Origin of the sequence: Rhizobium sp. EC-SD404 (genome assembly GCF_902498825.1) — a bacterium.
Lineage (GTDB): Bacteria > Pseudomonadota > Alphaproteobacteria > Rhizobiales > Rhizobiaceae > Georhizobium.
Genome location: NZ_LR701459.1, coordinates 531,723 through 557,783, shown reverse-complemented (window position 1 = coordinate 557,783; position 26,061 = coordinate 531,723). Strand labels below are relative to the sequence as shown.

Sequence of the window (26,061 nt, the reverse complement as noted above, 5' to 3'; positions counted from 1 at the left end):
AATAACAAAGGTTAACAGTCGCCCGTACCTTGAACCGTCGGACGCATTAGCTAGCGCCGCTGAAACGAACATATGTTAGTGTCAGCGGGTCTTCATGCACCTACGGTCTGCGCGCAACTGGAGTGGGCTTCGATGAACGACAACGAAATGATCGGCGCGGAAATCGCGCGTGCAATGAACGATGCTCGGATCGACAACGCGCCCGTACATGTCAACGATCTGGTTGCCACCCTAGCGCACAGATTTCATCTCGATGTAACGAAGATCGAACAGATGATCATCGACGAAGCGACGATCGGCGGGATTGCGCTGGAATTCGGAACCCGGCCGAGCTGATACAGGTCGAAGAGGCGAGCGTCTGCCTCTATTGCGATCCGCGCTTGACGACCAGCTCGTTCTGAACGGCAGTGATGCCGGGCAGGCTCGCGGCGATCTCTGCGGCCCGCTGAACTTCCCCTTCGGTCAGCACCTCTCCCGAGAGATGCGCGACACCATCCGCAATGTGGATGGAAACATTCGATCCATCCATCGCCGCGTCTTCGCCGATCAGACCGCTCAGGCTCCGTTCCAGTTCGGCATCCGAATAGGAGGGCAGAGCCTCGGCAGGCTCCGACGCCTCCTCGCGAGGCGTGTCCGCATGGGGATGAGGGCCGGACCGAAGGTTGGAAGGTGTCTTGCGCGCCATGGACTGTGCTCCGTCAATGGAGCCCAACGCGCTGTACCCGATGAATGTTCATCGCCGCACGAAATAGAGCACCGCCGGCGAACGCACACCGGGCCTGAACAGATCACGTGATCGTCCATTCCCGACCGACGGGGATGGGTCAATAACCCATGTTAATCCCTAGTAAAAAGAAAGATCTTCTGGAGATTTATTATTGTGGAACGAGGGTAATCACCATCCGTTGAGTGGCCATGCTGGGGCAGACAAGACTGTGGAGTAAAGGGACATGAATATGATTCCGAATATTTCGACAAAGGGGACCAGCGAACCCATTCGCCTGCCACGTGAACAAGATACCGATCGCCAGATCGTTGCGATGATCGCCCCACTGCGCGCCTTCGCCCGCACCTTCTGCCCTAATCCCAACGATGCCGACGATTTGGTGCAGGAAACCCTGCTGAAGGGGATTGCGAACATTCACCAGTTCACGCCCGGCACGAGCCTCAAATCCTGGCTTTTCACCATTATGCGGAACACCTTTTATACAAAGGCGAGGATTTACGCGCGTGAAAGCCCGGCGGCTGCCGACTGTGCTTCGGGTAAACCGGTCATGAGCCCCACCCAGGAATGGACCATGCGCGGCCACGAGATCGCCCAGGCCATCCGCAAGCTCCCCTATGAGCAGCGAGAAGTGCTTATTCTGATTTCGATGCTGGGCATCAGCTATATCGACGCCGCTCAGATCTGTGGATGCGCCATCGGAACGATTAAAAGCCGCCTGAACCGCGCACGTCTTCATCTGATCGAGCTTTCAGGTGAAGTGTCCGCCCAAGCCATGGTCAACGCGGGAGATCGGGAACAACTCCTGCCGGCCTGATGCTTCCGCGACATCCGCGGCGTTGCTTAGCTGATGGTGAACGTCGGGTCCTGGCATCCCATGCGGACTTAGGTGCTTAGGACAAAGGGACAGTTTGATCGCATGGTCTGGTCAATGGACCCGACCTTCGTCCGGCGCCGGACGTAAGCGATGGTGCTAAGATTTAATAAGGTGCAGGTGATTTGCATTAGCAACACGCGATCTTAGGCTTGCCTGCTCCAACACACCCCAAGCCTCTTTCGCTTGTTCCGAGGCACGTCCATGGGTCAAGAAATCGTCATACACGTGATCCACCCGGATGACGGGGTGCGCCATTCCATCAGCTTCATGCTGGCACTCGCGGGCTTCGCCGTTCGTTTCCATGGCAGCCTCAACGATTTTCTAGCGCTGCCTGGAAGCATCTCTCCCGGCTGCATCGTCGTTGGGAGAGAACCCCGCTCTCCCTCGGAGACACAGTGCCTGCACGAACTCAGAACCAATGGCACGCACCTCCCCGTGGTCTTCGTCGCCAAGGAAGGCGACATTCCAACGGCTGTCGCCGCGATGAAAGCTGGTGCAGCGGATTTCCTTCAGATGCCGTTCGAACCTGATACGCTGGTCAATGCCGTTCGCGTCGCAACTGATACGAAATGCAGCATCAACACCGGCGAGCATGGCGAAGCCAGTGATGTCCGGGCGCGCATGTCTCGGCTCACGCCCCGTGAGGCCAATGTCATGCGCGGCGTTGTCGGCGGCCTCCCGAACAAGTCGATCGCCCATGAATTGCGGATCAGCCCGCGAACCGTGGAGGTTCATCGGGCCAACGTCATGGCCAAGATGAACGCACGCAGCGTCGCCGAACTCGTCCGCCTCGCAATGATCGTTGAAAACGATTTCGTCGCGCATTTGCCCCGGCCAGATCATCAGCGCAGCGTATCACATACGTATTGATACGTAGTATCAACGCTAACTTTCCAAATATATTATTATATTATAGTTTGCGTTCTCGCATTTAAAGACATCTTCGAATTTTTTAATTGTAAATTAATTGTGAAACACTGACGAAAATCAATAAATAAAATTCGCGCTAAAATACATTGGTCTCAACACTTCATTGCTGGGTCGTTAGAGCTGACCGCGCAGCCGCAGGTTTGATCGCAGGCGTACGCCTAGAGGGCTGGGAACATGGCAGATGGAAGCGAAGGTCAAGCACGTGATGCCGTGTCCGCCGGGGACGAGCCGTCCGGACCGGTAGAGAACAATCACCGCGCCAGCCATATATTTTTCGATGGCACCGGGCGTCGGGCTTTGTTTGCCAACGTCATCGCGCTCATTCTGATCTTCGTCCTGTGCACGGGCCTGGCGGTCGTCGCTTACGGCATCGTCAATGCACCCATCCTGCGCCAACTGGTCGGCTCCCATCCCGCACTGACGGCCCGCGCACCCGGCAAGCACGCCCAAAACCGACACGAGCCGGCACTTGTCGCGACCCGCAACCGCCACGTCGGCGAAGCCGCCCGCCAATCCATGCGCCTTGCTTTCATGGCGGAAGAGGACACCGGCGCCTTCATTTCGCTGATGCGCAATGCCGACAGCCTCGACGGCATCATTCCCGAATGGTTGAGCCTGCGGGCCGAGGGTACACGACCGGAAATCGTCAACACTCTGGTGGAAAGCCCGACGCTGCCCTGGATCAAGCAGAACGCGCCGGATCTCGCGCTCTATCCGATGCTGAAAGCGGAGGCATCCACCAGCGACATGCTGCGCTTCCTAGCTTCGCCCGCGACACGGCAGGAACTGGTGGAACGGATCGATGTCCAGTTGGACACGCTCGGCGCGGCGGGCATTGCGATCGACTTTTCCGAGGCCTCGCCTGCCGGTCACCGTGACACCAGGCTCTTTCTGGCGGCGCTCCGCCAAACGCTGAAGTCGTCTGACCGAAAAATCATCTACATCGCGCCGGTAGGCGCCTCGACAGCCGAGATCGCCAGCGTCTCGTCGGCTACCGATTATGTTCTTGTCCAGGCGCACGACAACACCGGCGAGCGCCATCGCTCCGGACCGACGGCGAGCCAGGGATGGTTCGAGGATTACCTGGCGACCGTGACCCGTGTCGTGCCGAGCGAGAAGTTGATCCTTTCGATCGGCTCCTTTGCCTATGATTGGAAAGCCCACGGCACCAGCGAGCTGATGTCGGTACAAATGGCGTGGGATCGCATGGCAGCGAGCGGCGCCGAGCTGCGCCTGGATCCGGGCTCGCTCAACGCGACCTTCGATTATGCGGACGCCGTGGGCACGGCCCGGTCCGTCTGGATGCTGGATGCCGCGACCGTTTTCAATCAGGCGAGTGTCGCTCTCGCCACCGCCCCCGCCGGGATCGCGATCTGGCGGCTCGGATTGGAAGATCCGGGCGTGTGGCGTTTCCTTGCCAAAGGCTTGATCCCGGATGACCAGACGCGTGCCGAGCTGACGACGACGGAAGCAGGCTATGGCGCATTCGAGCAGGCCAAGGGCGCACTTCTTTCGGCAGCTCCGGGATCGGCCGGCAGCCGCAGCCTCAGCTTCAATGAAAGCCTTGGGTTGATCGTCGGCGAAACCATGCCTGAGGTTCCCCGCCAGACGGAATTCGCTGCCTGGTTCCCGGCCGATCCGAAATCCATTGCCCTGACCTTCGATGATGGACCCGATGCGGTCTTCACGCCGCAGATTCTGGACATCCTGAAGGAACGCGGTGCACGCGCCACCTTCTACATGATCGGCAGCAAGGTGATGAACGATCCCGGGATCGCGCGGCGCGCGCTCGCAGAGGGCCACGATGTCGGCAACCACTCCTTCCTGCATCCCAATCTGTTTCAAAGCAGCGCCGAGCGGATCGCTGCGGAGCTGACAGCGACGCAACGCGCGTTCGAATCCGAGCTGGGCGTGCGCTCGGTGCTCTTTCGCCCGCCCTATGCGATGACCGGCTACGACTATCTGGAAGGTGTTCCGGCTCTTTATGGCGAGGCGACGCGGCTTGGATATCTGTTCGGCGGCCTCGATATCGATGCCTTCGACTATTTCGTCTGGACCGGCGACCAGCTCGCCCAGCGCGTGATCGACGACGTGAGAGACGGCAACGGCCAGGTCGTGCTGCTGCATGATTCCGGCGGCGATCGACGCGGAACCATCGAGGCGCTGCCCAAGATTATCGATACGTTGTCGGCGGAAGGCTACCGGTTCGTGTCCACACACGAGCTCGTCGGCGTATCTCAGGAGGCGTTGGTCCAACCCTATGCGCCCGAAACGCTCGCCAGTCGTACGGGCAGCAATATCCGGGCGGCGGGAATGGCCATGGGCGCGCGGTTCGGTGGCGTTCTCTCTTTCATTGCCATCCTGGCCGCCGTCATCGGGACCGCCCGTCTGGCGTTCATCATCGCGGCGGCATTCGCCCAGCGCCGCCGCAGGCAACGCCAAGCCTCGCGGCCAATCTTCCGCGGCAGCGTCGCAGTGCTCGTTCCCGCCTTCAACGAGGAAAAGGTCATTGCCAAGACAGTTGCAGGACTGCTGGCTTCAACGCTCGGCGATCGCCTGACCATCACCGTGATCGACGACGGCTCCAGTGACCGCACGAGCGACGTCGTGCGCGAGACCTTCCGCAACAATTCACGTGTGCGTGTCTTCCGAAAGGAAAACGGTGGAAAGGCCGCAGCCCTCAACTATGGCATTGCCATGTCCCACGAAGACGTGCTCGTCGCCATCGATGGAGACACGGTGCTCCTGCCCGATGCTGTCGAACATCTCATCCGCCCGTTCACCGATGACCGCATCGGCGCAGTGGCCGGCAAAGTCGTGGTCGGCAACACGGTCAACCTCCTGACCCGTTTCCAGGCGCTCGAATATCTGATCGGCCAGGGGCTGGAGCGCTCCGCCTTCGAGCTTTTCGACGCGATCGGCGTCGTGCCTGGCGCGATCGGCGCCTGGCGTCGCACGGCACTCATCGAGGTCGGCGGCTATTCCACCGACACTCTGGCCGAGGACGGTGATCTCACAATCGCTCTTCAGCGCAAGGGTTGGAAGATCGTCAATGCGCTCGACGCGGTCGCCCTGACCGAAGCGCCCGAAACACTGCGTCCTTTCCTGAAACAGCGTTTTCGCTGGCTGTTCGGAACATTGCAGATCGCCTGGAAGCACAAGGGCGCGATGGCGGCGCGGCCGAGCGGCATATCGCTTGTCACCCTGCCCAACATCATCCTCCAGTTTCTGTTCACGCTCATCGCGCCGATCATGGACGCGGCCCTTCTCCTGCTGCTCGCCGCGACGGCCGCCTCGCTGATGCTCTCGGCAGATCCCGTCGACCTGCCGACATTGCAACTGCTTGCCGCCTTCTGGGTCGGGTTCCAGACGCTCGACCTGATCGCCGCCTCCATCGGCGTGCGTCTCGGCGGCGGGCGCGTCACGATCGATACCGTCTTCCTGGTGCTGCTGCAGCGCATCACCTACCGCCAGCTTCTTTACGTCACCGCCATTCGAGCGCTGCTTGCAGCCCTCAAGGGCACCTTCGTCGGCTGGGGCAAATTGGTGCGCACTGGTCGCGTCATGCAGCCTTTAGCCTGAACGCCTCACGGCCATTGCGAAACAAGGAATGAAACCATGCATTCTCTCAAATCAGATCGAGCTTCGCCGAGTGCCCGGGCGGTTGCCTGGATCATCGCGGGCGCCGCCCTTGCATCTCTTACGCTCGCGCCGTCGGGCGCAATCTCCGCCGAGGATCTCAAGCTGCGTCCCGTTGTCGAACATGCGGCGCTTACCCCGTCTGCAGTGGAAGCACGCACGGCTTTCGTGATCGGAGACACGCTTCGCATCACCTTCTTCGAACGCTTCGGCGAGGATTTGGGCGGCGCCGAAGACAGCGTTCTCTCCTCGTTGGTCGAGCGCTCGGAGCTCACCGGCGAATACGTCATCCAGCAGGACGGCTTCATCTTCCTGCCGTTGATCGGCCCGACCCAGACCGCGATGCTGACGAGCCCGCAACTGGAAGATGCGCTGAAGAACCGTTTCAAGGAACTGTTCAACGGAGATGTCGCCGTCGCGATTCAGCTCACCGCGCGCGAGCCGGTCTACGTGGCGGGGGCAATCCCGCAGCCGGGGCATTTCCCCTACGTTCCAGGCATGACGGTGATGCACGCGCTTGCGCTTGCCGGCGCGAGTGATCGAATTGACGGCGATCAGTGGCGCCAGCTCGATCTGGTGCGCGAACGGGAACGTGTTCGCCAAGCCGAATCGCGGCTCAAGGGCGTTTTGGCCCGCGCTTCTGTCCTGGCAGATGAGACCCACCGCAACAGTTCGAGGCTCGTCGAGCAGTTGCTCAGTGTAGCCGGCCCGCGCGCCGCGGAGGATTTGCAGGCGGAAGCCACAGCGTTGAGGGACCTTGAACGCAAGGGCGTCGAGGCCCGTCGCGTTGCGCGCGAAACGATCCTGACCTCACTCATCGCCGAGCGCGCGCTGGTCGAGCAAAGCGTCGCGGATTCGGAAGAGACCATGATGGAAAAGATCGAGCGCGTCGCGGTGATGAACGATCTGCGTCGGCGGGGAGCAACCACCGACCAGAATGTGCATGTCGCACGCAGCGAACTGTCGAACGCTCGCGCGGCCTGGAACGAGTTGCGTGCGGCGATGACGCGGATCGAGCGCAACATCACTGAAGTCCGCCTTCAGGAACGGGACGGCGAAATCGAGCAGCAGATCGCCGTCGAGCGCGAGTTGCAGACACTGCGCGCAGCCGTCGCGCAGGAAGAAGCGACGCGGTCGAGCCTTGCCCAGGTGCTCGCGCGTGTAGCGACGCTCGACCCGACGGCAATGGAAGAGGAAGGCGGCCATATGCGTATGGAGATCGTGCGGCGCACGCCGGACGGCCTCCAGCATATACAGGCTCACAGCTTCACCGAGATGCATCCGGGAGACATGCTCAACATCATCAGCGCCAAGGATGAGCGCCAGACGGCAGGGCTGTGACGATGGCGCGGCAGCAGCATCTCTTCACCGTAGTGGTCGCGGGCTTGCTGCTCGCGACGGCTCCGGCTGCCGTTGCCCGCGCTCAAGACTTCACCGTGGCCGGCTATCTGTCGTGGTGGAGCGCTGCCGACCGACCCGACCTGATCAACCACCTTGCCGCCAACCAACTGACGCACATCATCTACGCATTCGGAGCCATCGACGACGATGGCGAAGCGGCGCTGGCCGATCCCTGCTCGGAGGTCGGCGAATGCGACGGTGAGCCATCGTCGCTTGGCTCTCCAGATTTCGGCATCCCTGAAACGGGCACCTTCCAGCGCCTTTATGCCTTGAAACAGGCTCATCCCCATCTGAAAATTCTCGTGGCTTTCGGCGGTTGGACGGGATCGGCTCCCTTCAGCAGTCTAGCCGCAACCGCGGACGGCAGGGCTCGCTTCGCGCAATCCATCATGGACGTGTTCTTTCGTCCCTATCCCGGCCTGTTCGACGGCGTCGACATCGACTGGGAGTACCCCGTCGCCGGCGGCCTCCAGGATGGAACGCCGGCCGATCGCGAAAACCTGTCGCTGCTTCTCGCCAGCATCCGCGACGCGATGGATGGCTTCACCAATGGAAGCACGTTGGAATTGACCGTTGCCGTCGCAGCATCGCCCGGCATGATCGCATCGACCTATCCGGACGACCTCGCGGCTCACGTCGACCGCATCAACGTGATGACCTACGACTACCATGCAGGCGCGACGGTCACGAATTTCAACGCACCGTTGGCACCGATCGCCGACGACCCGGAGCCCGCCGCGAACATCACGGCCAGCATGGCAGCCTGGCAGGAAGCCGGGGTTGCCGCTTCCAAGCTTGCGGTCGGAATTCCGTTCTATGGCCGAGCGTTCTCGCAAGTCTCGGGGTCAGGCGACGGCTTGCTCCTGCCCGGCGATCCTGACGGCACGGAAGCGTGGAGCGGTGAGGGCATCCCATACAGGGACCTCGTCGCCGCTCGACCGCTCGACAAGGGCTTCGAAGCCTTCTGGAACGAGCAAGCCGAGGTGCCCTACCTCTACAACGCCGCCGACGGCGTCTGGATATCCTACGACAACGCCCGCTCCGTCGCCGCAAAGACCGAGTTCGCCCGCCGACAGGGCCATGCCGGCGTGATCCTTTGGGAGCTCGGATCGGATGACGGCGCCCTGCTCGATGCGGTCGGCAAGGCGCTCAACGGAACCCATTGATCTCAAATATATCGAGGACAGACCCGTGCAGATCCATCTCAGGCACATGAAAAGGGCGGCCAGACCGCCAAATACGGTCGGGCTCGGTTATGAACCGGATCCACCGAACCGATCGGCGCTCCTGCAGCAGGTTCCGGCGAGCCCGCTTATAAGCGCCTTTTCCGCGCATCGGCCGGAGACATTGGCGGCCGGACGTGCGTTGTTCGTGGAAGGCGACCCAGGCAGCGACATCCATCTTCTGGAAAGCGGTCTCATTGCGCTGTCCCACATCCAGCCCAACGGCAAGCGCATGATCGCCAGCTTCATCGTCAGCAACGACGTGTTCAGCCTTTCTCACGACGGCACGCGGCTGCTGACGGCCGAGGCGCTCCAGGAGTGCCGGTTGCGCCGGGTCCACCGCGTCGAGCTTTCGCATCTGCCGGCCAACCAGTTCGAAGCCGTGAAAGGCGCCGTCGATCGGGAGCCTTGGGATATTCAGACGGAAACGCTGATGCATCTCCACAAGGATGCGGACGAGAGCATCAGCTATTTCCTGGTGAGGCTTGCGGGGCGGCTGATCGGTCCGACAAGCCGCGGCAGCAGGGTCCGGCTCGACATGTCGCGCGTCGATATCGCGGATCATCTCGGCCTGACCGTCGAAACGGTGTGCCGGGGATTGAAGCGGTTAAGGTCCGATCGCGTCATCGACGCCGCCGGTCCGCACAACGTCATCATCCTCGAGCCCGAACAGCTGAAACGCCGCGCCGGCCTTGGCCCGGATTCCGATTGAAGGACGGGTCATCACGATTGAGCCACCGCCTAGCTTGGGCGCGCGTAGTGGTTTGGGTCGACCAATTGGCCGACGAAAGCGCGGCTCGACACCTTTCCGGCTGGCCGTCACTTTCCTTTCGGCCTGCCGACCAGCGCACGCGCTAGCGTTTGACATCTGCTGCGCGGGGCGGCATCAGCGCTTCATGCCGTCTCATCTCGCATGAAGCGGATGGACGACCTGGACCAGAGGATGCCGATCATGCAGCGCGCGAAGCCCACCCTTCTCATGATCCTCGACGGCTGGGGCGAGCGCGCCGAGACGACCGGCAATGCCGTCGCGCTGGCCAGCACGCCGAATTTCGACCGGCTGCGCGCCACCTGCCCCCATGCGACGCTAACGACGTTCGGTCCGGCCGTCGGTCTCCCGGAAGGCCAGATGGGCAATTCCGAAGTTGGCCACCTCAATATCGGCGCTGGCCGCATCGTGATGCAGACCCTGCCCCGCATCGACACCGCGATTTCCAATGGCGAGCTTGCTCGAAGCGTTGCCGAAAGCGGTATCGTGCAGAAGATCCTGAACGCAGGCGGTCGGTGCCATCTCGCAGGTCTCGTTTCCGATGGCGGCGTCCACGCCCACATGGATCATGCGGTCGCCCTGGCGCGCATCCTGACGGACACCGGAATCGAGGTTCTGATCCACGCCTTCACCGATGGCCGCGACACCGCGCCGGCGTCGGCGCGCGAATTCCTCGCGACATTCGAGGCCGAGCTTCCCGCCGGCGCCCGGATAGCGACCGTCAGCGGCCGGTACTACGCCATGGACCGCGACCGCCGTTGGGACCGCGTCGGAAAAGCCTATGGCGCCATGGTCGAAGCCGAGGGCGAGCACGCGGTTTCTGCCCGCGACGCCATCGAAACGGCAACGGCCAGGGCCCTGACGGACGAATTCATCCTGCCCACCGTCATCGGCGATTATGCCGGCATGTGCGATGGGGACGGGCTCATCTTCTTCAACTTCCGCGCCGACCGTGCGCGCCAGATCCTGAGCGCACTGACCGATCCGGATTTCAACGGTTTCGAGCGCAAACGTCCGATCGCGTTTTCGTCCACCATCGGCATGGTGTCCTACGGCAGCGAGCTCGATCCGTTGGTTGCGCCGCTCTTTGCACCGCAGACGCTGAATGACGGATTGGCCGAAACGGTTTCGAGGGCTGGCCTGCAGCAGTTGCACATGGCCGAAACCGAGAAATACCCGCACGTCACCTATTTCCTGAATGGCGGTCTCGAAACACCATTCGAAGGCGAAGACCGTATCCTCGTCGCATCGCCGGCCGTCGCGACCTACGATCTGCAGCCAGAGATGTCGGCACATGAACTGACCGACGCGCTGGTCGCTGCGATCGACAGCCGCAAGTTCGACCTGATCGTCGTCAACTACGCCAACCCCGACATGGTGGGCCATACCGGCATCATCGATGCTGCCGTGAAGGCCGTCGAAACCGTCGACCACGCGATCGGCCGCGTCTGTGCAGCACTCGACCGCACGGGCGGCCAACTTCTCGTCATCGCCGATCACGGCAATTGCGAAGAGATGATCGACGCCATCACGGGTCAGCCGCACACGGCCCACACGCTGAACCCGGTGCCCGTCATCGTGCGCATGCCCGGCCATTGCACCATCCGCAGCGGGATCCTCGCCGATGTAGCACCGACACTCCTTGCCATGGCTGGCATTGCGCAGCCTGCCGCCATGACGGGCCGCTCGCTGATCACGCCCGAGGCTTGATTAAAAGCCTCTGTCCTCGCCAAAAGCCGGGGTTGGAGCCTGCGCCATAGATCGCTATCCAGAACATCGAGGTCGGGTGTGGGAGCACCCGTCCGACTGGAGGAGCATTCATGGACTTTCATCTGCCACGCGAGATCGCCGACCACCGCGATCGCATCGCCCGTTTCGTCGAAGACCGCATCCTGCCGTTGGAGGCGGACCGGTCCTCCTACGATGCGCATGAGAACATCCGCATCGATCTGGCAGATGAACTTCGCGCCCAAGCCCGCTCGGAGGGCCTCTGGTGCCTGCAGTTGAAGCAGGAAACCGGCGGCCGAGGTCTCGGCAAGGTCGGCATGGCGGTCTGCTACGAGGAGATGAACCGGTCGATCTTCGGGCCTGTCATCTTCAATTCGGCGGCTCCCGACGACGGCAACATGATGGTGCTCGAAGCTGTCGCGACGCCTGAGCAGAAGAAGCGCTGGCTTGCTCCGATCGTCGACGGAAAGGTGCGCTCCGCATTTGCCATGACGGAGCCTGCGCCCGGAAGCGGTTCGGACCCATCGATGATGCTGACGAAAGCGGAGAAGAAGGGCGACCGTTACGTCATTTCAGGCCGCAAATGGTACATCACCGGGGCAGCCGAGGCGAGCCACTTCATCCTGATGGCACGCACCTCCGACGATGAACGCCGTGGCCTGACAGCCTTCATGTTCCACAAGGATCAACCCGGCTGGTCGATCGAGCGCCGCATCGAAATCATGGGACCAGAGGAACATGGCGGACATTGCGAGCTGGTGTTCGACGGCTTGGAAGTGCCGGTCGAAGACGTCCTCATGGGCGAAGGGGACGGCCTGAAGGTCACGCAGATCCGGCTTGGACCCGCACGCCTCACCCATTGCATGCGCTGGCTCGGTCTCTCCAAGCGCTGCGTGGAAATCGCCCGGGCCTATGCCTCCGAACGTCACGCTTTCGGCGAACTTCTGGCAAAGCGCGAAAGCGTGCAGATGATGTTGGGCGATCTCGCCATGCGCATCGAGATCGGACGCCTTCTCGTGATGAAGGCCGCGTGGGAACTCGACCAAGGCAGCTATGCCCGCAAGGAGGTTTCCATGGCGAAGGTGCACGTCGCCAATCTTCTGCATGACGCGGCCGATGTCGCGATCCAGATCAACGGGGCGCGTGGCTATTCCAAGGACACCGTTCTGGAATGGATCTACCGATACGCCCGCCAGGCCCGGCTGGTCGATGGTGCGGACGAAGTCCACAAGATGGTGCTGAGCCGCTTCCTGGAGAAAGAAGAGCGCACCTTCTGGCAATGGCCGGACGAACAGGCGCAAACGTCTTAAGCGCCGCAGAAACGAGGGAGGAGAACCGCGTGGAGGAAACGCAGTACGACGGCCAGTTCGACTACATCATCGCCGGCGCGGGCTCGGCCGGCTGCGTTCTCGCGAACAGGCTTTCGGCCGATCCGCGCAACCGCGTGCTGCTGCTCGAAGGCGGCGGCCGTGACAACTGGATCTGGTTTCACATCCCCGTCGGCTACCTCTTCGCCATCGGCAATCCGCGTGCCGACTGGCTGTTCAAGACTGCGGCCGAGCCTGGGCTGAACGGACGCACGCTGGCCTATCCACGCGGCAAGGTGCTCGGCGGCTCCTCCGCCATCAACGCGATGATCTACATGCGCGGCCAGGCGCGTGACTACGATGGCTGGCGTCAGATGGGCCTTACCGGCTGGGGCTGGGACGACGTGCTGCCCCATTTCATGAAGCACGAAGACCACGAGGCACCGCCGAACCGCTTCCATGCGCAGGGCGGCGAATGGCGCGTGGAAAAACCCCGCATCAGCTGGCCGATCCTCGACCGTCTGCGCGACGCCGCCGAACAGGCGGGCATCGCCAAGATCGACGACTTCAATTCAGGCGACAATTCCGGCTCGTCCTACTTCCAGGTCAACCAGAAGCGCGGCCGCCGCTGGAGTGCTTCTCGCGGCTTCCTGCGCCCCGCGCTCAAACGCCAGAATCTGATCGTCGAAACCGGCGCTCTGGTTGAGAAGGTCGGCATCGAGAACGGCCGCGCCACGACGATCTCCTATATCCAGAACGGACGCCGGGTGATCGCCCGCGCGACCGGCGAGATCATTGTTTCCGCCGGCGCCGTCGCTTCTCCCGGCATCCTGGAACGGTCAGGCATTGGCTCGGGCGCGGTGCTCAGTGCGCACGGGATCGAGCCGATTGCCGATCTGCCGGGCGTCGGCGCCAATCTGCAGGACCATCTGCAGATCCGTCCCGTCTACAAGGTGACAGGCATCCGCACCTTGAACGGCGATTATGCACGGCTCTTCCGCCGCGCTCTGATGGGTGTGGACTATGCACTGCGCCGCCGCGGGCCGCTCACCATGGCGCCGTCGCAGATGGGCGCTTTCGTGCGATCGAGTCCCGAATACGAGACGGCCAATCTCGAATTCCATTTCCAGCCGCTGTCGCTGGATGTCTGGGGCGAAGGCCTGCATCCCTTCGATGCATTCACGGCAAGCGTCTGCAATCTGCGACCCTCGAGCCGCGGCTCCATCCATATCTCCGGTCCGGAAGCTTCGGACGCGCCCGATATCCGTCCCAACTATCTCTCCACTGAAGAAGATCGCCGCGTTGCGGTGGACTCGCTCAAATGGGCGCGCCGCATCGTCGGCCAACCGGCCATGGCGCCCTATCGGCCCGAGGAGCACAAGCCGGGCGCGCATATCGAGTCCGAGGAAGACATGCTCGTGGCAGCGGGCGATCTCGGCACGACGATCTTCCACCCCGTCGGCACCGCCCGCATGGGCTTGGCGGACGACCCCCAGGCCGTCGTGGACGAACGCCTGCGGGTACGCGGGATCGATCGCCTACGCATCGTCGACGCTTCCATCATGCCGACGATCACCTCCGGCAACACCAACTCGCCAACGATCATGATCGCCGAAAAGGGCGCTGCCATGATCATCGAGGATCGCCGCTGAAGCGAGCCGCCGGCCCAAATCAACTGTCCGTTAGTGTTCTTGTCCCTCGCGCGATGCCGTGCCAGCATCCCCATCAGGAGAAGAGGCCCGAGCGTCGGCATCGTTGCATATCGAGAAGTTTGAACGCGGTTCCAGCGACCCGGTGGTTATCCACCCAGACTGCGGAACCGTTGGCGGCGCACCTATTCTTGACGGCCGGATAATGCCGGGCGGCGGAGGAGCCGTCCGATCAACTTGAGAGCAGAGGGAGAGAGAAATGCTCGACAAGACACCCAGCACGCGCATGCAGGCTTTTCTGGACACGTTCGGAAACGCGCTCGAAGGCGGGCAGATCGACGAAGCGGTCGGCATGTTTGCAGACCAGTGTTACTGGCGCGATCTCGTGGCCTTCACCTGGAACATCAAGACCATGGAAGGTCGCGCCCAGGTCAAGGACATGCTGCAAGCGCGCCTTGACGAGGTGAAGCCGACGAACTGGAAAGTCGCCGAAGGCGAGGACGCCACCGAAAACGACGGCCTGATGGAAAGCTGGATTTCCTTCGAGACGGCCGTTGCCCGCGGCTACGGCCTTATCCGGGTGAAAAACGGCCAGATCTGGACGCTGCTGACGACGATGGTCGAGCTCAAGGGCTATGAGGAGAAATCCGGTTTCACCCGCCCGCTCGGCGCCAAGCATGGCCAGGATGTCGGCACGAAGAACTGGATCGAGGAGCGCGAAGAGGAACTGCGCACGCTCGGTTACGAGAAGCAGCCCTATGTCGTCATCATCGGCGGCGGCCAGGGCGGCATCGCGCTCGGTGCCCGGCTGCGCCAGCTCGGCGTTCCGACGATCATCGTCGAGAAGAACGAACGTGCCGGCGACAGCTGGCGCAAGCGCTACAAGTCGCTCTGCCTGCACGACCCGGTCTGGTACGACCACCTTCCCTATCTCGATTTTCCGAAGAACTGGCCGGTCTTCTCGCCCAAGGACAAGATAGGCGATTGGCTGGAAATGTACGCCAAGGTGATGGAGCTGAACTACTGGACCAGCACCACCGCCAAATCCGCGGAGTACGACGAAAACACCAAGGAATGGACCGTCGTCGTGGAACGCGACGGCAAGGAAATCACGCTGAAGCCGAAGCAGCTCGTCTTCGCGACAGGCATGTCCGGCAAGGCCAACATTCCGAACTTCAAGGGCCGCGACCGCTTCAAGGGCGAGCAGCACCACTCCTCCCAGCACCCGGGACCGGATGGCTATAAGGGCAAGAAGGTGGCCGTCATCGGCTCCAACAATTCCGCCCACGACATCTGCGCCGCGCTCTACGAAGCCGGCGTCGACGTGACCATGATCCAGCGCTCGACCACCCATATCGTGAAATCCGACAGCCTGATGGAAATCGGCCTCGGCGATCTCTATTCCGAGCGCGCGGTCCAGGGCGGCATGACGACGGCAAAGGCCGACCTCATCTTCGCCTCGCTCCCCTATGCGATCCTGCACGAGTTCCAGAAGCCGGTTTACGACAAGATCCGCGAGGTCGATGCGAAGTTCTACGAGGACCTCGAGAAAGCCGGCTTCCGGCTCGATTTCGGCGCCGACGATTCAGGTCTGTTCATGAAATATCTACGCCGCGGCTCGGGCTATTACATCGACATCGGTGCCTCGCAGCTGATCATCGACGGCAAGATCAAGCTCGTCGCCGGCCAGGTGGAGGAGATCACCGAGAATGGTGTGAAGCTCGACAACGGCAAGGAAATCCCGGCTGACGTGATCGTCTATGCCACCGGCTACGGCTCGATGAACGGCTGGGTCGCAGACCTCATCGATCAGGAAACGGCCGACAAGGTGGGCAAGTGCTGGGGCCTCGGCTCGGGCACGCCGAAGGATCCGGGACCGTGGGAAGGCGAGCAGCGCAACATGTGGAAGCCGACGCAACAGGAAGCGCTCTGGTTCCACGGCGGCAATCTCCACCAGTCGCGCCACTATTCGCAGTTCCTGTCGCTGCAGTTGAAGGCGCGGATGGAAGGCATCCCGACCCCGGTCTACGGGCTGCAGGAAAGCCACCACAAGGGCTGATCGGAAAGCTCAGAACGGAAACGGGGGCCAGTGGCCCCCGTTTTTTGTTTCACGATCGCCGTTATCAGGCGATGCGCGCACGCCTGCGCTTCACCGCGCTCCAGACCGGCAGTATGAGCGCGAAGGCAACCACCACCAGAAGCACCGCCGAGATCGGACGCTCGATGAAGATCATCGGGCTGCCGAAGGAGAGCAGCAGGGACTGCCGCAGCGACGTTTCCAAAAGCGGCGCGAGCACCAGCGCAAGAACCAGCGGCGGCCGCGGGATATCGAACTTCATCATCAGCCAGCCGAGCAGGCCGAAGAAGATGCACATCCAGACCGTGCCGAAATCGAGCGTCGCGGCATAGGCACCGACGAGCGAGATCACCAGGATACCCGGGGCGAGATAGACATAGGGGATGCGCAGCAGCGAAGCGAAAAGCGGCGCCATCGGCAGGTTCATGACCAGCAGCATGACATTGCCGATGAACATGCTCGCGATCAGGCCCCAGACGAGCGTCGCTTCCTGCGTCATGAGCATGGGTCCCGGCCGCACGCCATGCAGGATGAGTGCCGCGAGCAGCACTGCGGTACTCGCATTGCCTGGAATGGCAAGCGACAGCATCGGGATCATCGCACCGTGCGACGCGGAGTTGTTGGCCGCCTCTGCCGCGGCAACGCCATCGATCGCACCCTTGCCGAACATTTCCGGGTTGCGGCTGAACCGCCGCTCGGTGAGATAGGCGAGAAGCGACGCGATCGAGGCGCCGGCGCCCGGCATGATGCCGACGAAAAGACCGATGAAGCCACCGCGAACGATCGCCATGCGGCTTGCCGTCCACTCCGCCGATGTCAGCCACATATCCTTGAGCCGTGTGCGGATCGGATGCATGTCATGCGCCCGCTCCAGCGACGCCAGCACTTCTGCGATGCCGAAAACGCCGATGGCGACGGGAATGAAGTCGATTCCCTCATAGAGCGCCGGCTGGCCGAAGGTAAGTCGCGGCGTACCGGCAAGCGGATCCGTTCCAACAAGCGCGATCATCAGGCCGAGCACGCCGGCCATCAGCGACCGGATCGGCGTTGCACCAAGACTAGCTGTTGCGATGATGCCGAGTGCGGCGAGAAGAAAGTATTCCGGGGCGTTGAACCGAAGCGCGAAACCCGAAAGCGCCGGAGTGATGAAAGCGACCGCGCAGACGGCGCCGATGCCGGCGATGAACGAGCCGATGGCCGCGATGCTGAGCGCAGCACCGCCACGGCCGTTGCGGGCCATCTGGTGACCGTCGACCGCGGTCATGACACCGGAAGCCTCGCCGGGCACGTTGATGAGCACGGAGGTGAGCGTACCGCCGTATTGTCCGCCATACATGATGCCGGCGAGCATCATGATGGCCGTTACCGGCTCGAGCCCGAAGGTGAGCGGCAGAAGAAGCGCCATGCCGGCAGCCGGCCCGACGCCCGGTAGAGCGCCGATGATCTGGCCGAGAAGCACGCCGACGAAAATGAAGGCAAGATTTGACGGCTGGAAAGCCACTGCAAATCCCTGAAGCAAAAGGTCGAACATGGCTTATTCCGCCAAATGGTCGCGTCAGAAGCCGAGCGGTGCCGGAAGCGGAACCGAAAGCCCGTAAGCGAAAATGAATTTCAGTCCGAAGACGACGATGGCCGTCGTGACAAGGCTCGGAACGAGGCGCTGGCCAAGCACGCCGAGCAGCATGAACAGCATGAACAGCCCGGCCACGGGGACCATGCCGAGCATGGGGGCGAGGACGACGAAAATCGCCATCGAAGCAAGCGCCATCACAGCCCGCCGCAAACCCACGCGATCGGGCAGATCGAGAACGCCACCGTCACCGCCGCGCCTCAGCGAGACGAACAGCAGAATTCCGAGCAGCATGCCTGCGCCGGAAAGCCAGATCGGCAGAAAGCGCGCGCCAGGCGTGACATTGTCCCAGTATTTGAGACCCGCCGTTCCAACGAAGATCGCGATCGACAGAGCGATCATCGCCACTGCCGGCACATAGTCGAGTGCCGTCACCCGGTACACGGGCGCGGCAGGCACCTCCGTTTCCGGAGGAGCCGCCAGAGGGGCGAGTGGTTGGGTCATCGGATGCCCTCACTGAGTGCCGAGCACATTATTGTGCAGCCAGACCGACCTGCGTCAGGACCGTACGGAACGTTTCCTGTTCGCGCGCGAAGTAGTCGCCAGCTTCCTCGAGCCCGTAGAATTCGCCGAGTTGCATGTTTGCCGTGAGGCTTTCCTGCCAGCGTGCCGACTGCGTTGCCTGCTCGAACTTGTCGGCCCACCAGGCAGCAACGGCAGGATCGAGATCCGGCGGTCCGCCGACACCCCAGAACTGGGTGTAGACGACGTCCACGCCCTGCTCCGTTGCGGTCGGCACGTCGGCATAGCCCTCTTCCGTCCGGCGTTCCGCCGACAGGATCGCAAGCGCCTTTGCTTGGCCGGCATTGATCGCCTCGAGACCTTCCGCAAGCGTTGCGAAATGGCCTTCGACGTTACCGCCGAGGAATGTCGCCCGTGCGGCAGAGCCGCTTTCGTGGGGAATATAGGTGAGCGTGATCCCGGCCGCCTTTTCGATCAATCCCGTCGCGACATGGTCGTTGCCGCCCGAGGCGCCACCGGCGATGCGGACGCGACCCGGCTGTTCCGTTGCAGCCGCGACAAAATCCTGCAGCGAGTTGTAGGGGCTGTCAGGCGTGGTGAGCAGCACGAGTTCCGACTGCACGAAGCCGGCGATCGGCGTGATCTGATCGATGACGGAATCGGTGCCCTGGACGATCGGCGTGGTGAAGACCGGTGAAGCCAAGGTCAGCAGCGTCGTCTCGTTGCCCGGCAGACCGAGCACGTGATTGTAGGCATTGGAGTGGCCGCCGCCGGACCGGTTCTGAATGACGATCGGGTTCTCGACGATCCCTTCCTCGTTCATGATCTGGGCGATGGTGCGCATGATGATGTCGGGCGATCCGCCCGCACCGGCGCCGACGGTGAATTCGATCGGGCCTTCCGGCGCGCGCATCTCCTCTTGCGCGAAAGCGGCCGGGGTGCCGGCAAGCGTGGCGCACAGCGCCAGTGAAGCACTGAGTTTGAAAAAGCTCATTATTGGTCTCCTCCCAAGATAATGATTGATGTCTTCCGTCTGATCGGGCTCCGGCTGCTTTCGAATGGCCCTCCTTTCAGGTTTCGATGAGTGACGAATGAAACAATTCGGACGCCGAGACACGTCGTGGCGCGAGATATTGCTCGACCGAATAGCGGCACATGGCCTCGACTTCGCGTTCCGCTCCGCGATAGCCATAAGGATAGTAATCCCGGCCCATCGTCGCGCGCAGACGCTCCATCGATGCATTTAGCCATGGCAGGCTCAGCCGGTTGGCCGAGCCGAGCCAAACGTCTTCGAGACGCCGCAACGCTTCGTCTCGTGCCGTCGAGAACGCGTCGTATAGCGCCCGCGGCAGTTCGGGATGCTGCTCGGCGAGGGTCTTGCGCACTGCGACGACATGCATGATCGGGAAGAACCCGGTCTCGGCGAAATAGTCCTGTTCGACCTTTTCGAAGTCGGGAAAGATGCGCTCGATCCGCGGGTCGCCCTCAGCAAAGGCCTTCGGCGGATTGGGAGCGAGCAGCGCGTCGATCTGGCCGTCCAACAGCAGCGACTGCAGCGTTTCTCCGTCGCTGACGGGCACGATCTTGAGGTTAGGCGGCGGCGTCAGTTGCAGCCGCTCGTGCCGCACGCCGGCATCGAGCGCGCCCGTGCGCCATTCGATATCGGTTGCCTCGACACCGTATTGATCCTTGAGAATGCCGCGCATCCAGAGCGCGGCGGTCATCTGGTATTCCGGAACACCGACGCGGCGACCCTTGAGGTCCGCCGGGGTTTCGATGCCGCTGCCGGCGCGCCGGAAAAAGCCGTTGTGACGAAAAGCCCTCGAAATGAATGCCGGGATCGCGACATAGGCTCCCTCGCCGCGCGCCACCTGAAGGATGTGGCTCGAGAGGGACAATTCCGTCACGTCGAACCGCGCTTCCTGCACCGCCAGCGGAAACAGCTTCGAGGTCGGCAGCACATGCGGCTCGATCCGAAAGCCTTCGACCGGCACGCGACCATCCATCACCGGCATCACCCGATCGTGGTCGAAACAGGCGACGCTGATCACAGGTTGCGTGCTCATGGTGCGCGGAACAGTCGATCTTCGACCGACCGCAAATGCGTCCGCATGGCGCCATAGGCGGCATCGGCATCGCGCGCTTCGATCGCATCGGTGATCATCTCGTGCTCCGTGAAGCTCGAGTGACTGCGCGGCGGCCGCGCTCCGGTACGCGCAAGGTTGCCCCAAACCACCATGCGCCGGAGCGTGTTCAATTGATCGAACAACGCAAGAAGCACGACCGAGCCGCTTGCCTCGGCGATCTGCCGATGGAAATCGTTGTCGAGCGCCTCATATTCACGCCAGGTGCCGGCGAGGTGGCTGCGCTCCATGGTCAGCCGCATCGTCGCGATCGCAGACGCAGGCGCGTGGATCGCGGCTTCCCGTGCAAGAGCGGGCTCGAGGCTGAGCCGCGCCCGCATGACATCGACGGGGCTGATGGTCCGCGACAGCGCGGTAAGATCATTTTGGTCGGATTGATCGGTCGGGCGCGCCATGAACGTACCCTTGCCGACATGGCGCCAAAGCACGCCTTCGTCGACCAGAGTCTCCATCGCCTTGCGCAACTCGAACCGCCGCAGGCCGAGCTCCGGCCCCAGAACACGTTCGGGCGGAAGCTTTTGACCCCGCTGAAAACCAGCATTCTGTATATAGGCGCGCAGCTGCACGAGCGCCGCGCCATCCGATACGACCGCACTTTGGCGATCGATCTCATCGTCATGCCCGGCGGTCGTCATGCCCGCATCCACATGCATCGCCATCATCGGCATCGCAGCGCTCCATCCCACGAGGAGACGCTATATTGATCCGGATTGATCGGCAACAGGAATCTTCATGACTCCTGATTGAGCGATTGCTTGCAAAATGCGCCTTCGGAAATCCGAGGGCTCAGATGATGGCCCGACGGACTTTCGAAGACACCCACTCGGAGAGGATCACCGTCAGCAAGATGACGGCGAAGATCACCGACACCTGCGACCAGGCGAGCGTGTTGAGCGAGCCCTGGAGCTGCAGCCCGATGCCGCCCGCGCCCACGAGCCCGAGGATAGTGGATTCGCGGATATTGATGTCCCAGCGGAAGACCGTCATCCCGACGAATGCGGGGAGCACCTGCGGCACGATCGCATAGTCGATCAACTGAAGCTGCCCCGCCCCGGTGGCGCGCACGGCCTCCACCTGCGTCTCGTCGATCTCTTCGATAGACTCGTAAAGCAGCTTGCCCACGAACCCGATCGACCGCAGGGCGATGGAAAGGATGCCGGCGAGAATGCCGGGCCCGATGATCGCGACGAGCAGCAGCGCCCAAATGAGCGAATTGATCGATCGCGATGCCACGATGATGAACAGTGCCAGGGGCCGCAGGAACAGAAGGCTCGGCGACGTGTTCCGTGCGGCAAGGAACGCCAGCGGCACGGCCATCACCGTGCCGAGTAGCGTGCCGAGCGTCGCCATGTTCAGCGTGTCCCAGATAGGCTGCCAAAGATTTCCGAGATAGTCCCAGCGCGGCGGCCACGACCGTGACAGCAGGTCGGCCCCCTGCCGCGGTGCATCCTCGACGAACGCCCAGATCGTGCGCTCGTTCATCACCTGCCAAGAGAGGACGAAGACGACCGCAAGAGCGAACCATCCCGCCCATAAAAGCCACGCCTCGCGCCGTGTGTGCTTCGACCAGATCCTCGTGTCCAACTGCGAACCGGACGGCATCACTGCACCCATTTGCGAATGTGGCTCGAGCTGTACTCGGCAAGCATGACGAAGACGATGATGAGGATCAGGATCGCCCCGGCGGTGCTGTAATCGTACCGCTCCATGGAAGTGTTGAGCGTCGCACCGATGCCACCTGCACCGACGATACCGATGACCGAGCTTTCGCGGAAATTGATGTCGACACGGTAGAGCGAAAGCCCGATCAGCCGCGGCATGACCTGCGGCTGGATCGCGTAGTTGACGATCTGCCACCACCCCGCCCCGGTCGCCCGGATAGCCTCCGCCTGCGCCTCATCGACTTCCTCGATGTCGTCGGCGAGCAGCTTGGAGATGAAGCCGATTGTCGCGAAGGACAGCGTCAGAAAGCCCGCGAACGGCCCGAAACCGAACATCGCCACGAACAGGATCGCGACGATGATTTCCTGGAACGCGCGAGAGATGGCGATGATGCTGCGGCACACGGCGTGAACCGGCCAAGGCGCGATGTTGCGCGCCGCTCCGATGCCGATCGGAACCGAGATGAGGATGCCGACGACGCTCGCACACACCGTCATGGTGATGCTTTCCACCATGCCTTGGCGAATGTCGCGCCAGCGGGTGGTGAAATCCGGCGTCATGAAGCCTTCGACGAACCGCCGGCCGCGGTCGAGGCCTTGCACGATACGCGCCCAGTCGAGGTCGACCGACCAGAGCGCAAGCACGAGATAGGCGAAAAAACCACCATAGATGGCGATGCGCCAGAACCGGCTCTTTATGAAAACCGGGGGCCGGCGCCAGCGACGCAAGCCGGCGGGTGAAACTGCGCTGACCACTAGACCAGCTCCGCCAGGCGCTCGGCCTCGAACGCCTTCGTTTCGCTTTCGTCGAGCGCGTCCTCTTCGCGCGTCTTGCGCATGGCATGCCAGTCTTCTTCGCCGTAGATCTCGGTCAGCGCCGCATCCGTGAGGTCGGACGGAGGGCCATCGAAGACCACCGCGCCGGCACGCAAACCAATGATGCGATCGACGAACATCTGGGCGAGCACCACATCGTGGATGTTGATGATGGCCGGAAGCTCGCGCTCGCGGCAGACTTCGCAGATGAGACGCATGATCTGGCGCGATGTCTTGGGATCGAGCGATGCCGTCGGTTCGTCGACGAGCAGCAGTTCGGGATCCTGCTCGAGAGCCCGAGCAATGCCGACGCGCTGGCGCTGGCCGCCGGAAAGCGCATCAGCGCGCTTGTCCACATGATCCTGCAGCCCGACGCGATCCAGAAGCTGAAAAGCCTTGTCCACGTCCGCCTGCGGGAAACGCCGGAAGAACGACCGCCAGAACGGCACGTATCCGAGCCTGCCCGACAGCACGTTCTCCATGACCGTCAGGCGCTCGACCAGAGCGTATTCCTGAAAGATCATGCCGATACGCCTGCGGGCCTGCCGCAATCCACCGCCGGAGAGTTTCGTGAGATCAAGACCGTTCAGCCGAATGGCGCCGCCGGTCGGCTCGACCAGACGATTGATGCAGCGAATGAGCGAAGACTTTCCTGCGCCCGAAGGCCCGATCAGACCGACGACCTGCCCCTTGGCAACCGTGAAAGAAACGCCGCGCAACGCCATGTCGCCGGTCTTGTAGCGCTTCTCGAGTTTGTCCACCTCAAGCATGACCCAGCCCCTGACCCTCTTCAGAAATGCAATGCGGGGACGCAGACTTTGAGGCTGCGTCCCCGCATGAAGGACAGATGAAGCTTACTGGCAGGAATAGGAGACGCCTGTTGCTTCGTCGATCTGACGGATCACTTCCCAGTCTTCCTGGAAGCTGATCTCGATGAACTGCTCCTCACCCGAAGCGCTGAACTCTTCGGCAAGCGCAGAGCCTTCCCATTCGAACGAGAAGAACGCGTCACGGATCTGCTCCTGCAGCTCAGGCGTCAAATTGTAGACCGTGCCATAGCCCGTCGTGGGGAAGGTCGCCGACTGGTAAATCGAGCGGATCTGGTCGGGAGACACGACTTCACGTTCGATCATGCGCGTCATGACCGAGTTTGCGATCGCGGCGGCCGGATAGTCGCCATTGGCCACGCCAAGGATCGACGTGTCGTGCGAACCGGAAAACACCGGAGTAAAGTCTTCGTTGGCGACCATGTCGAACTCGGTCGACAAAATGGCCGAAGGCGCCTTGAAGCCGGAATTCGATGTTTCCTGCGTGAAGGCGATCTCGCCGTCGCGCAGATCTTCGATTTCCTGCGCTTCGCTGTCTGCAGGAACGATGATTTCCATCTCGTAGCCGAACGAACCGTCATTGGCAGCCATCATGGCAAAGGGGCGGAAGCCGGCGCAGGCGACGGCGATCGGATTGCCGCCGGTGTTGAAGCCGGCGATGTGCAGACGACCCGCACGCATGGCTTCAAGCTGCGCTGCGTTCGACTGAACCGGAAAGAACTCGACGTCTTTGCCGGTGGCTTCCGCCAGATGGTCCATGAAGCCTTGCCATACGTCGGCATAGACTGCCGGATCTTCGACGGGCGTGTAGGTGAAGATCAGCGTATCCGGGTCGACGAGCTCGGCGGCCTCGGTCGGAACATCGGCCATCAAGTCCCCATCGGCATCCGTGAAGCGAGAATCGAGCGCAAACTGGGCTTGAGCGGGAAGGATGAAGGCAGCCGAAAGGGCGAGTGCTGCGGCAAACAGTTTCATGGGCTTTTCCTCTTCGTGGCGGGTCATCAAACGGCGGTGCTGCAGGCTTATTGACCGTGTTGATTACAGGTCCGTGACATATCGATGATGTTTCGATGACAGACTTGCCGGCGCCCCCGTCGAGCCCACGGCGACGCGTTCCCGATTGCGCGCCGTCGCGCGCGTGGATACGTAGATGACATGTGGAATTTGCAGAACGCACACCGATGACGACACCGACCATGCGGCTCGATGATGCCGCCCGCGCCGGCTGGCTGTACTACGTCGCCGGCAACACCCAGGACGACATCGCCCGCAAGCTCGGCGTCTCGCGGCAATCGGCGCAGCGTCTGGTCTCGCTCGCCGTCAAAGAGGGCCTCGTCAAGGTCCGGATCGACCATCCGATCGCGAGTTGCCTCGAGCTCGCACAGCGGTTGAAGAAGCGCTTCGACCTGAAGCTGGTCGAAGTCGTGCCGAGCGATCCGGGTTCCCAGTCAACCACGGTCGGCGTCGCCGAAGCCGCGGCCGCCGAACTGGAGCGCCGCCTGTCCGCGCCGGAACCGGTCACGATCGCCATCGGTACGGGACGCACGCTGAAGGCTGCGATCGAAAAGCTGCCGAGTATGGATTGCCCGCAGCACAAGGTCGTCTCGCTGACCGGCAACATCGCACCCGATGGTTCGGCCGCATTCTACAACGTCGTCTTCACCATGGCCGACAAGGTGAAGTGCCGTTCGTTCCCCATGCCGCTGCCGGTCATCGCATCTTCGATGCACGAGCGCGAATTGCTGCATCAGCAGCCGATGATCCAGGCGACGCTCAAACTGTCGGCGACGGCGGATATCACCTTTGTCGGCATCGGCGATCTCGGGCCGGATGCACCGCTTGTGATCGATGGCTTCATCAGTCCGGTCGAACTTGAAGAGCTGAACGCTGCAGGCGCCGTCGCCGAGATCGTCGGCTGGGCAATCGACCGCGACGGCCATCAGATCGACGGCATCATCAACGACCGGGTCGCCAGTTCGCCCATCCCCTCCCGCGACACCTGCATCGTCGTTGGCATCGCCAAAGGACCGCTTAAGCTTCCCGGCATCGCCGCTGCCTTGAAAGGCCGGCTGATCAACGGCCTGATCACCGACGAAGACACGGCCACCGCCCTCCTCGACTGAGGCTGCCCAGCCAATGCTGCGCTGCAGCGACTAATCCACGTTGACATCGCTTGGCAAGATGTGAGTAATTGCCC

Annotated in this window: 22 protein-coding genes; 12 read left to right on the top strand and 10 right to left on the bottom strand. The window is 62.3% G+C overall.

The features are described from left to right. Positions 1-132: 132 nt before the first annotated feature. Positions 133-336: a hypothetical protein gene (locus tag GC125_RS03670; protein WP_151984092.1), complete on the top strand. Its 204-nt coding sequence runs from the start codon at positions 133-135 to the stop codon at positions 334-336. Between the two features lie 28 nt (positions 337-364). Here GC125_RS03670 and GC125_RS03665 read toward each other — a convergent pair whose 3' ends face one another. Next, a complete protein-coding gene (locus tag GC125_RS03665; protein WP_151984091.1) occupies positions 365-685 on the bottom strand; it encodes a BON domain-containing protein in 321 nt (106 codons plus the stop codon). Positions 686-956: 271 nt separating this feature from the next. On the opposite strand from GC125_RS03665, the gene GC125_RS03660 reads away from it, so the two are divergent. The 10 genes from GC125_RS03660 (at position 957) to GC125_RS03615 (ending at position 16,306) form a co-directional block, all read left to right on the top strand. Then, positions 957-1,541: a sigma-70 family RNA polymerase sigma factor gene (locus GC125_RS03660; RefSeq protein WP_151987510.1), complete on the top strand. Its 585-nt coding sequence runs from the start codon at positions 957-959 to the stop codon at positions 1,539-1,541. Between the two features lie 261 nt (positions 1,542-1,802). Then, positions 1,803-2,471 carry a response regulator transcription factor gene (locus GC125_RS03655; protein WP_151984090.1) on the top strand — a complete coding sequence of 223 codons (669 nt, stop codon included), beginning with the start codon at positions 1,803-1,805 and terminating at the stop codon, positions 2,469-2,471. 234 nt (positions 2,472-2,705) lie between these two features. Then, positions 2,706-6,113: a polysaccharide deacetylase family protein gene (locus GC125_RS03650; protein ID WP_151984089.1), complete on the top strand. Its 3,408-nt coding sequence runs from the start codon at positions 2,706-2,708 to the stop codon at positions 6,111-6,113. Positions 6,114-6,149: 36 nt separating this feature from the next. After that, the gene (locus GC125_RS03645; RefSeq protein ID WP_151984088.1) at positions 6,150-7,511 is read left to right on the top strand and encodes a polysaccharide biosynthesis/export family protein; all 1,362 of its coding nucleotides are present in this window, start codon (positions 6,150-6,152) and stop codon (positions 7,509-7,511) included. A gap of 2 nt (positions 7,512-7,513) precedes the next feature. Then, positions 7,514-8,737 (top strand): glycoside hydrolase family 18 protein, encoded by a 1,224-nt coding sequence (locus GC125_RS03640; protein WP_151984087.1) that lies wholly within the window; start codon positions 7,514-7,516, stop codon positions 8,735-8,737. Between the two features lie 25 nt (positions 8,738-8,762). Further along, positions 8,763-9,506, top strand: coding sequence for a Crp/Fnr family transcriptional regulator (locus tag GC125_RS03635; RefSeq protein ID WP_199864427.1), 744 nt, complete (start codon positions 8,763-8,765; stop codon positions 9,504-9,506). Positions 9,507-9,746: 240 nt separating this feature from the next. After that, positions 9,747-11,273: a 2,3-bisphosphoglycerate-independent phosphoglycerate mutase gene (gene gpmI, locus GC125_RS03630; protein ID WP_199864426.1), complete on the top strand. Its 1,527-nt coding sequence runs from the start codon at positions 9,747-9,749 to the stop codon at positions 11,271-11,273. Between the two features lie 110 nt (positions 11,274-11,383). Next, the gene (locus tag GC125_RS03625; RefSeq protein ID WP_151984085.1) at positions 11,384-12,601 is read left to right on the top strand and encodes an acyl-CoA dehydrogenase family protein; all 1,218 of its coding nucleotides are present in this window, start codon (positions 11,384-11,386) and stop codon (positions 12,599-12,601) included. 29 nt (positions 12,602-12,630) lie between these two features. Beyond that, on the top strand, positions 12,631-14,250 hold the full coding sequence (locus tag GC125_RS03620) for a GMC family oxidoreductase (protein ID WP_502706033.1): 1,620 nt from the start codon (positions 12,631-12,633) through the stop codon (positions 14,248-14,250). A gap of 256 nt (positions 14,251-14,506) precedes the next feature. Next, the gene (locus GC125_RS03615) at positions 14,507-16,306 is read left to right on the top strand and encodes an NAD(P)/FAD-dependent oxidoreductase (RefSeq protein ID WP_151984083.1); all 1,800 of its coding nucleotides are present in this window, start codon (positions 14,507-14,509) and stop codon (positions 16,304-16,306) included. Positions 16,307-16,370: 64 nt separating this feature from the next. On the opposite strand, the gene GC125_RS03610 is transcribed toward GC125_RS03615, so the two are convergent. From GC125_RS03610 to phnD, 9 genes are all read right to left on the bottom strand, one after another. Then, a complete protein-coding gene (locus GC125_RS03610; protein ID WP_151984082.1) occupies positions 16,371-17,855 on the bottom strand; it encodes a tripartite tricarboxylate transporter permease in 1,485 nt (494 codons plus the stop codon). Positions 17,856-17,879: 24 nt separating this feature from the next. Further along, the gene (locus GC125_RS03605; RefSeq protein WP_151984081.1) at positions 17,880-18,398 is read right to left on the bottom strand and encodes a tripartite tricarboxylate transporter TctB family protein; all 519 of its coding nucleotides are present in this window, start codon (positions 18,396-18,398) and stop codon (positions 17,880-17,882) included. Between the two features lie 28 nt (positions 18,399-18,426). Continuing rightward, a complete protein-coding gene (locus tag GC125_RS03600) occupies positions 18,427-19,410 on the bottom strand; it encodes a Bug family tripartite tricarboxylate transporter substrate binding protein (RefSeq protein WP_286165351.1) in 984 nt (327 codons plus the stop codon). 76 nt (positions 19,411-19,486) lie between these two features. After that, the gene (locus GC125_RS03595) at positions 19,487-20,482 is read right to left on the bottom strand and encodes an ABC transporter substrate-binding protein (protein WP_151984080.1); all 996 of its coding nucleotides are present in this window, start codon (positions 20,480-20,482) and stop codon (positions 19,487-19,489) included. Continuing rightward, a complete protein-coding gene (locus tag GC125_RS03590; RefSeq protein ID WP_286165350.1) occupies positions 20,479-21,228 on the bottom strand; it encodes a FadR/GntR family transcriptional regulator in 750 nt (249 codons plus the stop codon). The genes GC125_RS03595 and GC125_RS03590 overlap by 4 nt, the downstream gene beginning before the upstream one ends. A gap of 118 nt (positions 21,229-21,346) precedes the next feature. Beyond that, positions 21,347-22,174: a phosphonate ABC transporter, permease protein PhnE gene (phnE, locus tag GC125_RS03585; RefSeq protein ID WP_286165349.1), complete on the bottom strand. Its 828-nt coding sequence runs from the start codon at positions 22,172-22,174 to the stop codon at positions 21,347-21,349. Then, on the bottom strand, positions 22,162-22,977 hold the full coding sequence (gene phnE, locus GC125_RS03580) for a phosphonate ABC transporter, permease protein PhnE (protein ID WP_199864425.1): 816 nt from the start codon (positions 22,975-22,977) through the stop codon (positions 22,162-22,164). Before phnE (GC125_RS03580) ends, phnE (GC125_RS03585) begins: the two co-directional genes overlap by 13 nt. Next, positions 22,977-23,807, bottom strand: a complete 831-nt coding sequence (gene phnC, locus GC125_RS03575) for a phosphonate ABC transporter ATP-binding protein (RefSeq protein ID WP_151984078.1) — start codon at positions 23,805-23,807, stop codon at positions 22,977-22,979. The genes phnE (GC125_RS03580) and phnC overlap by 1 nt, the downstream gene beginning before the upstream one ends. Positions 23,808-23,891: 84 nt before the next feature. Continuing rightward, a complete protein-coding gene (phnD, locus tag GC125_RS03570) occupies positions 23,892-24,839 on the bottom strand; it encodes a phosphate/phosphite/phosphonate ABC transporter substrate-binding protein (protein WP_151984077.1) in 948 nt (315 codons plus the stop codon). 206 nt (positions 24,840-25,045) lie between these two features. Here phnD and GC125_RS03565 point away from each other — a divergent pair, with 206 nt between their 5' ends. Next, positions 25,046-25,987, top strand: a complete 942-nt coding sequence (locus GC125_RS03565; RefSeq protein WP_151984076.1) for a sugar-binding transcriptional regulator — start codon at positions 25,046-25,048, stop codon at positions 25,985-25,987. The last annotated feature ends 74 nt before the right edge of the window (positions 25,988-26,061 follow it).

Coding starts and splice junctions, on each gene's coding strand:
- GC125_RS03615 (WP_151984083.1), top strand. CDS start 14,507: ATGCTCGACAAGACACCCAGCACGCGCATGCAGGCTTTTCTGGACACG.
- GC125_RS03660 (WP_151987510.1), top strand. CDS start 957: ATGATTCCGAATATTTCGACAAAGGGGACCAGCGAACCCATTCGCCTG.
- GC125_RS03600 (WP_286165351.1), bottom strand. CDS start 19,410: ATGAGCTTTTTCAAACTCAGTGCTTCACTGGCGCTGTGCGCCACGCTT.
- GC125_RS03670 (WP_151984092.1), top strand. CDS start 133: ATGAACGACAACGAAATGATCGGCGCGGAAATCGCGCGTGCAATGAAC.
- GC125_RS03595 (WP_151984080.1), bottom strand. CDS start 20,482: ATGAGCACGCAACCTGTGATCAGCGTCGCCTGTTTCGACCACGATCGG.
- GC125_RS03625 (WP_151984085.1), top strand. CDS start 11,384: ATGGACTTTCATCTGCCACGCGAGATCGCCGACCACCGCGATCGCATC.
- gpmI (WP_199864426.1), top strand. CDS start 9,747: ATGCAGCGCGCGAAGCCCACCCTTCTCATGATCCTCGACGGCTGGGGC.
- GC125_RS03565 (WP_151984076.1), top strand. CDS start 25,046: ATGACGACACCGACCATGCGGCTCGATGATGCCGCCCGCGCCGGCTGG.
- GC125_RS03665 (WP_151984091.1), bottom strand. CDS start 685: ATGGCGCGCAAGACACCTTCCAACCTTCGGTCCGGCCCTCATCCCCAT.
- GC125_RS03645 (WP_151984088.1), top strand. CDS start 6,150: ATGCATTCTCTCAAATCAGATCGAGCTTCGCCGAGTGCCCGGGCGGTT.
- phnE (WP_286165349.1), bottom strand. CDS start 22,174: ATGGGTGCAGTGATGCCGTCCGGTTCGCAGTTGGACACGAGGATCTGG.
- phnD (WP_151984077.1), bottom strand. CDS start 24,839: ATGAAACTGTTTGCCGCAGCACTCGCCCTTTCGGCTGCCTTCATCCTT.
- GC125_RS03610 (WP_151984082.1), bottom strand. CDS start 17,855: ATGTTCGACCTTTTGCTTCAGGGATTTGCAGTGGCTTTCCAGCCGTCA.
- GC125_RS03655 (WP_151984090.1), top strand. CDS start 1,803: ATGGGTCAAGAAATCGTCATACACGTGATCCACCCGGATGACGGGGTG.
- GC125_RS03590 (WP_286165350.1), bottom strand. CDS start 21,228: ATGCCGATGATGGCGATGCATGTGGATGCGGGCATGACGACCGCCGGG.
- GC125_RS03605 (WP_151984081.1), bottom strand. CDS start 18,398: ATGACCCAACCACTCGCCCCTCTGGCGGCTCCTCCGGAAACGGAGGTG.
- GC125_RS03650 (WP_151984089.1), top strand. CDS start 2,706: ATGGCAGATGGAAGCGAAGGTCAAGCACGTGATGCCGTGTCCGCCGGG.
- GC125_RS03640 (WP_151984087.1), top strand. CDS start 7,514: ATGGCGCGGCAGCAGCATCTCTTCACCGTAGTGGTCGCGGGCTTGCTG.
- phnC (WP_151984078.1), bottom strand. CDS start 23,807: ATGCTTGAGGTGGACAAACTCGAGAAGCGCTACAAGACCGGCGACATG.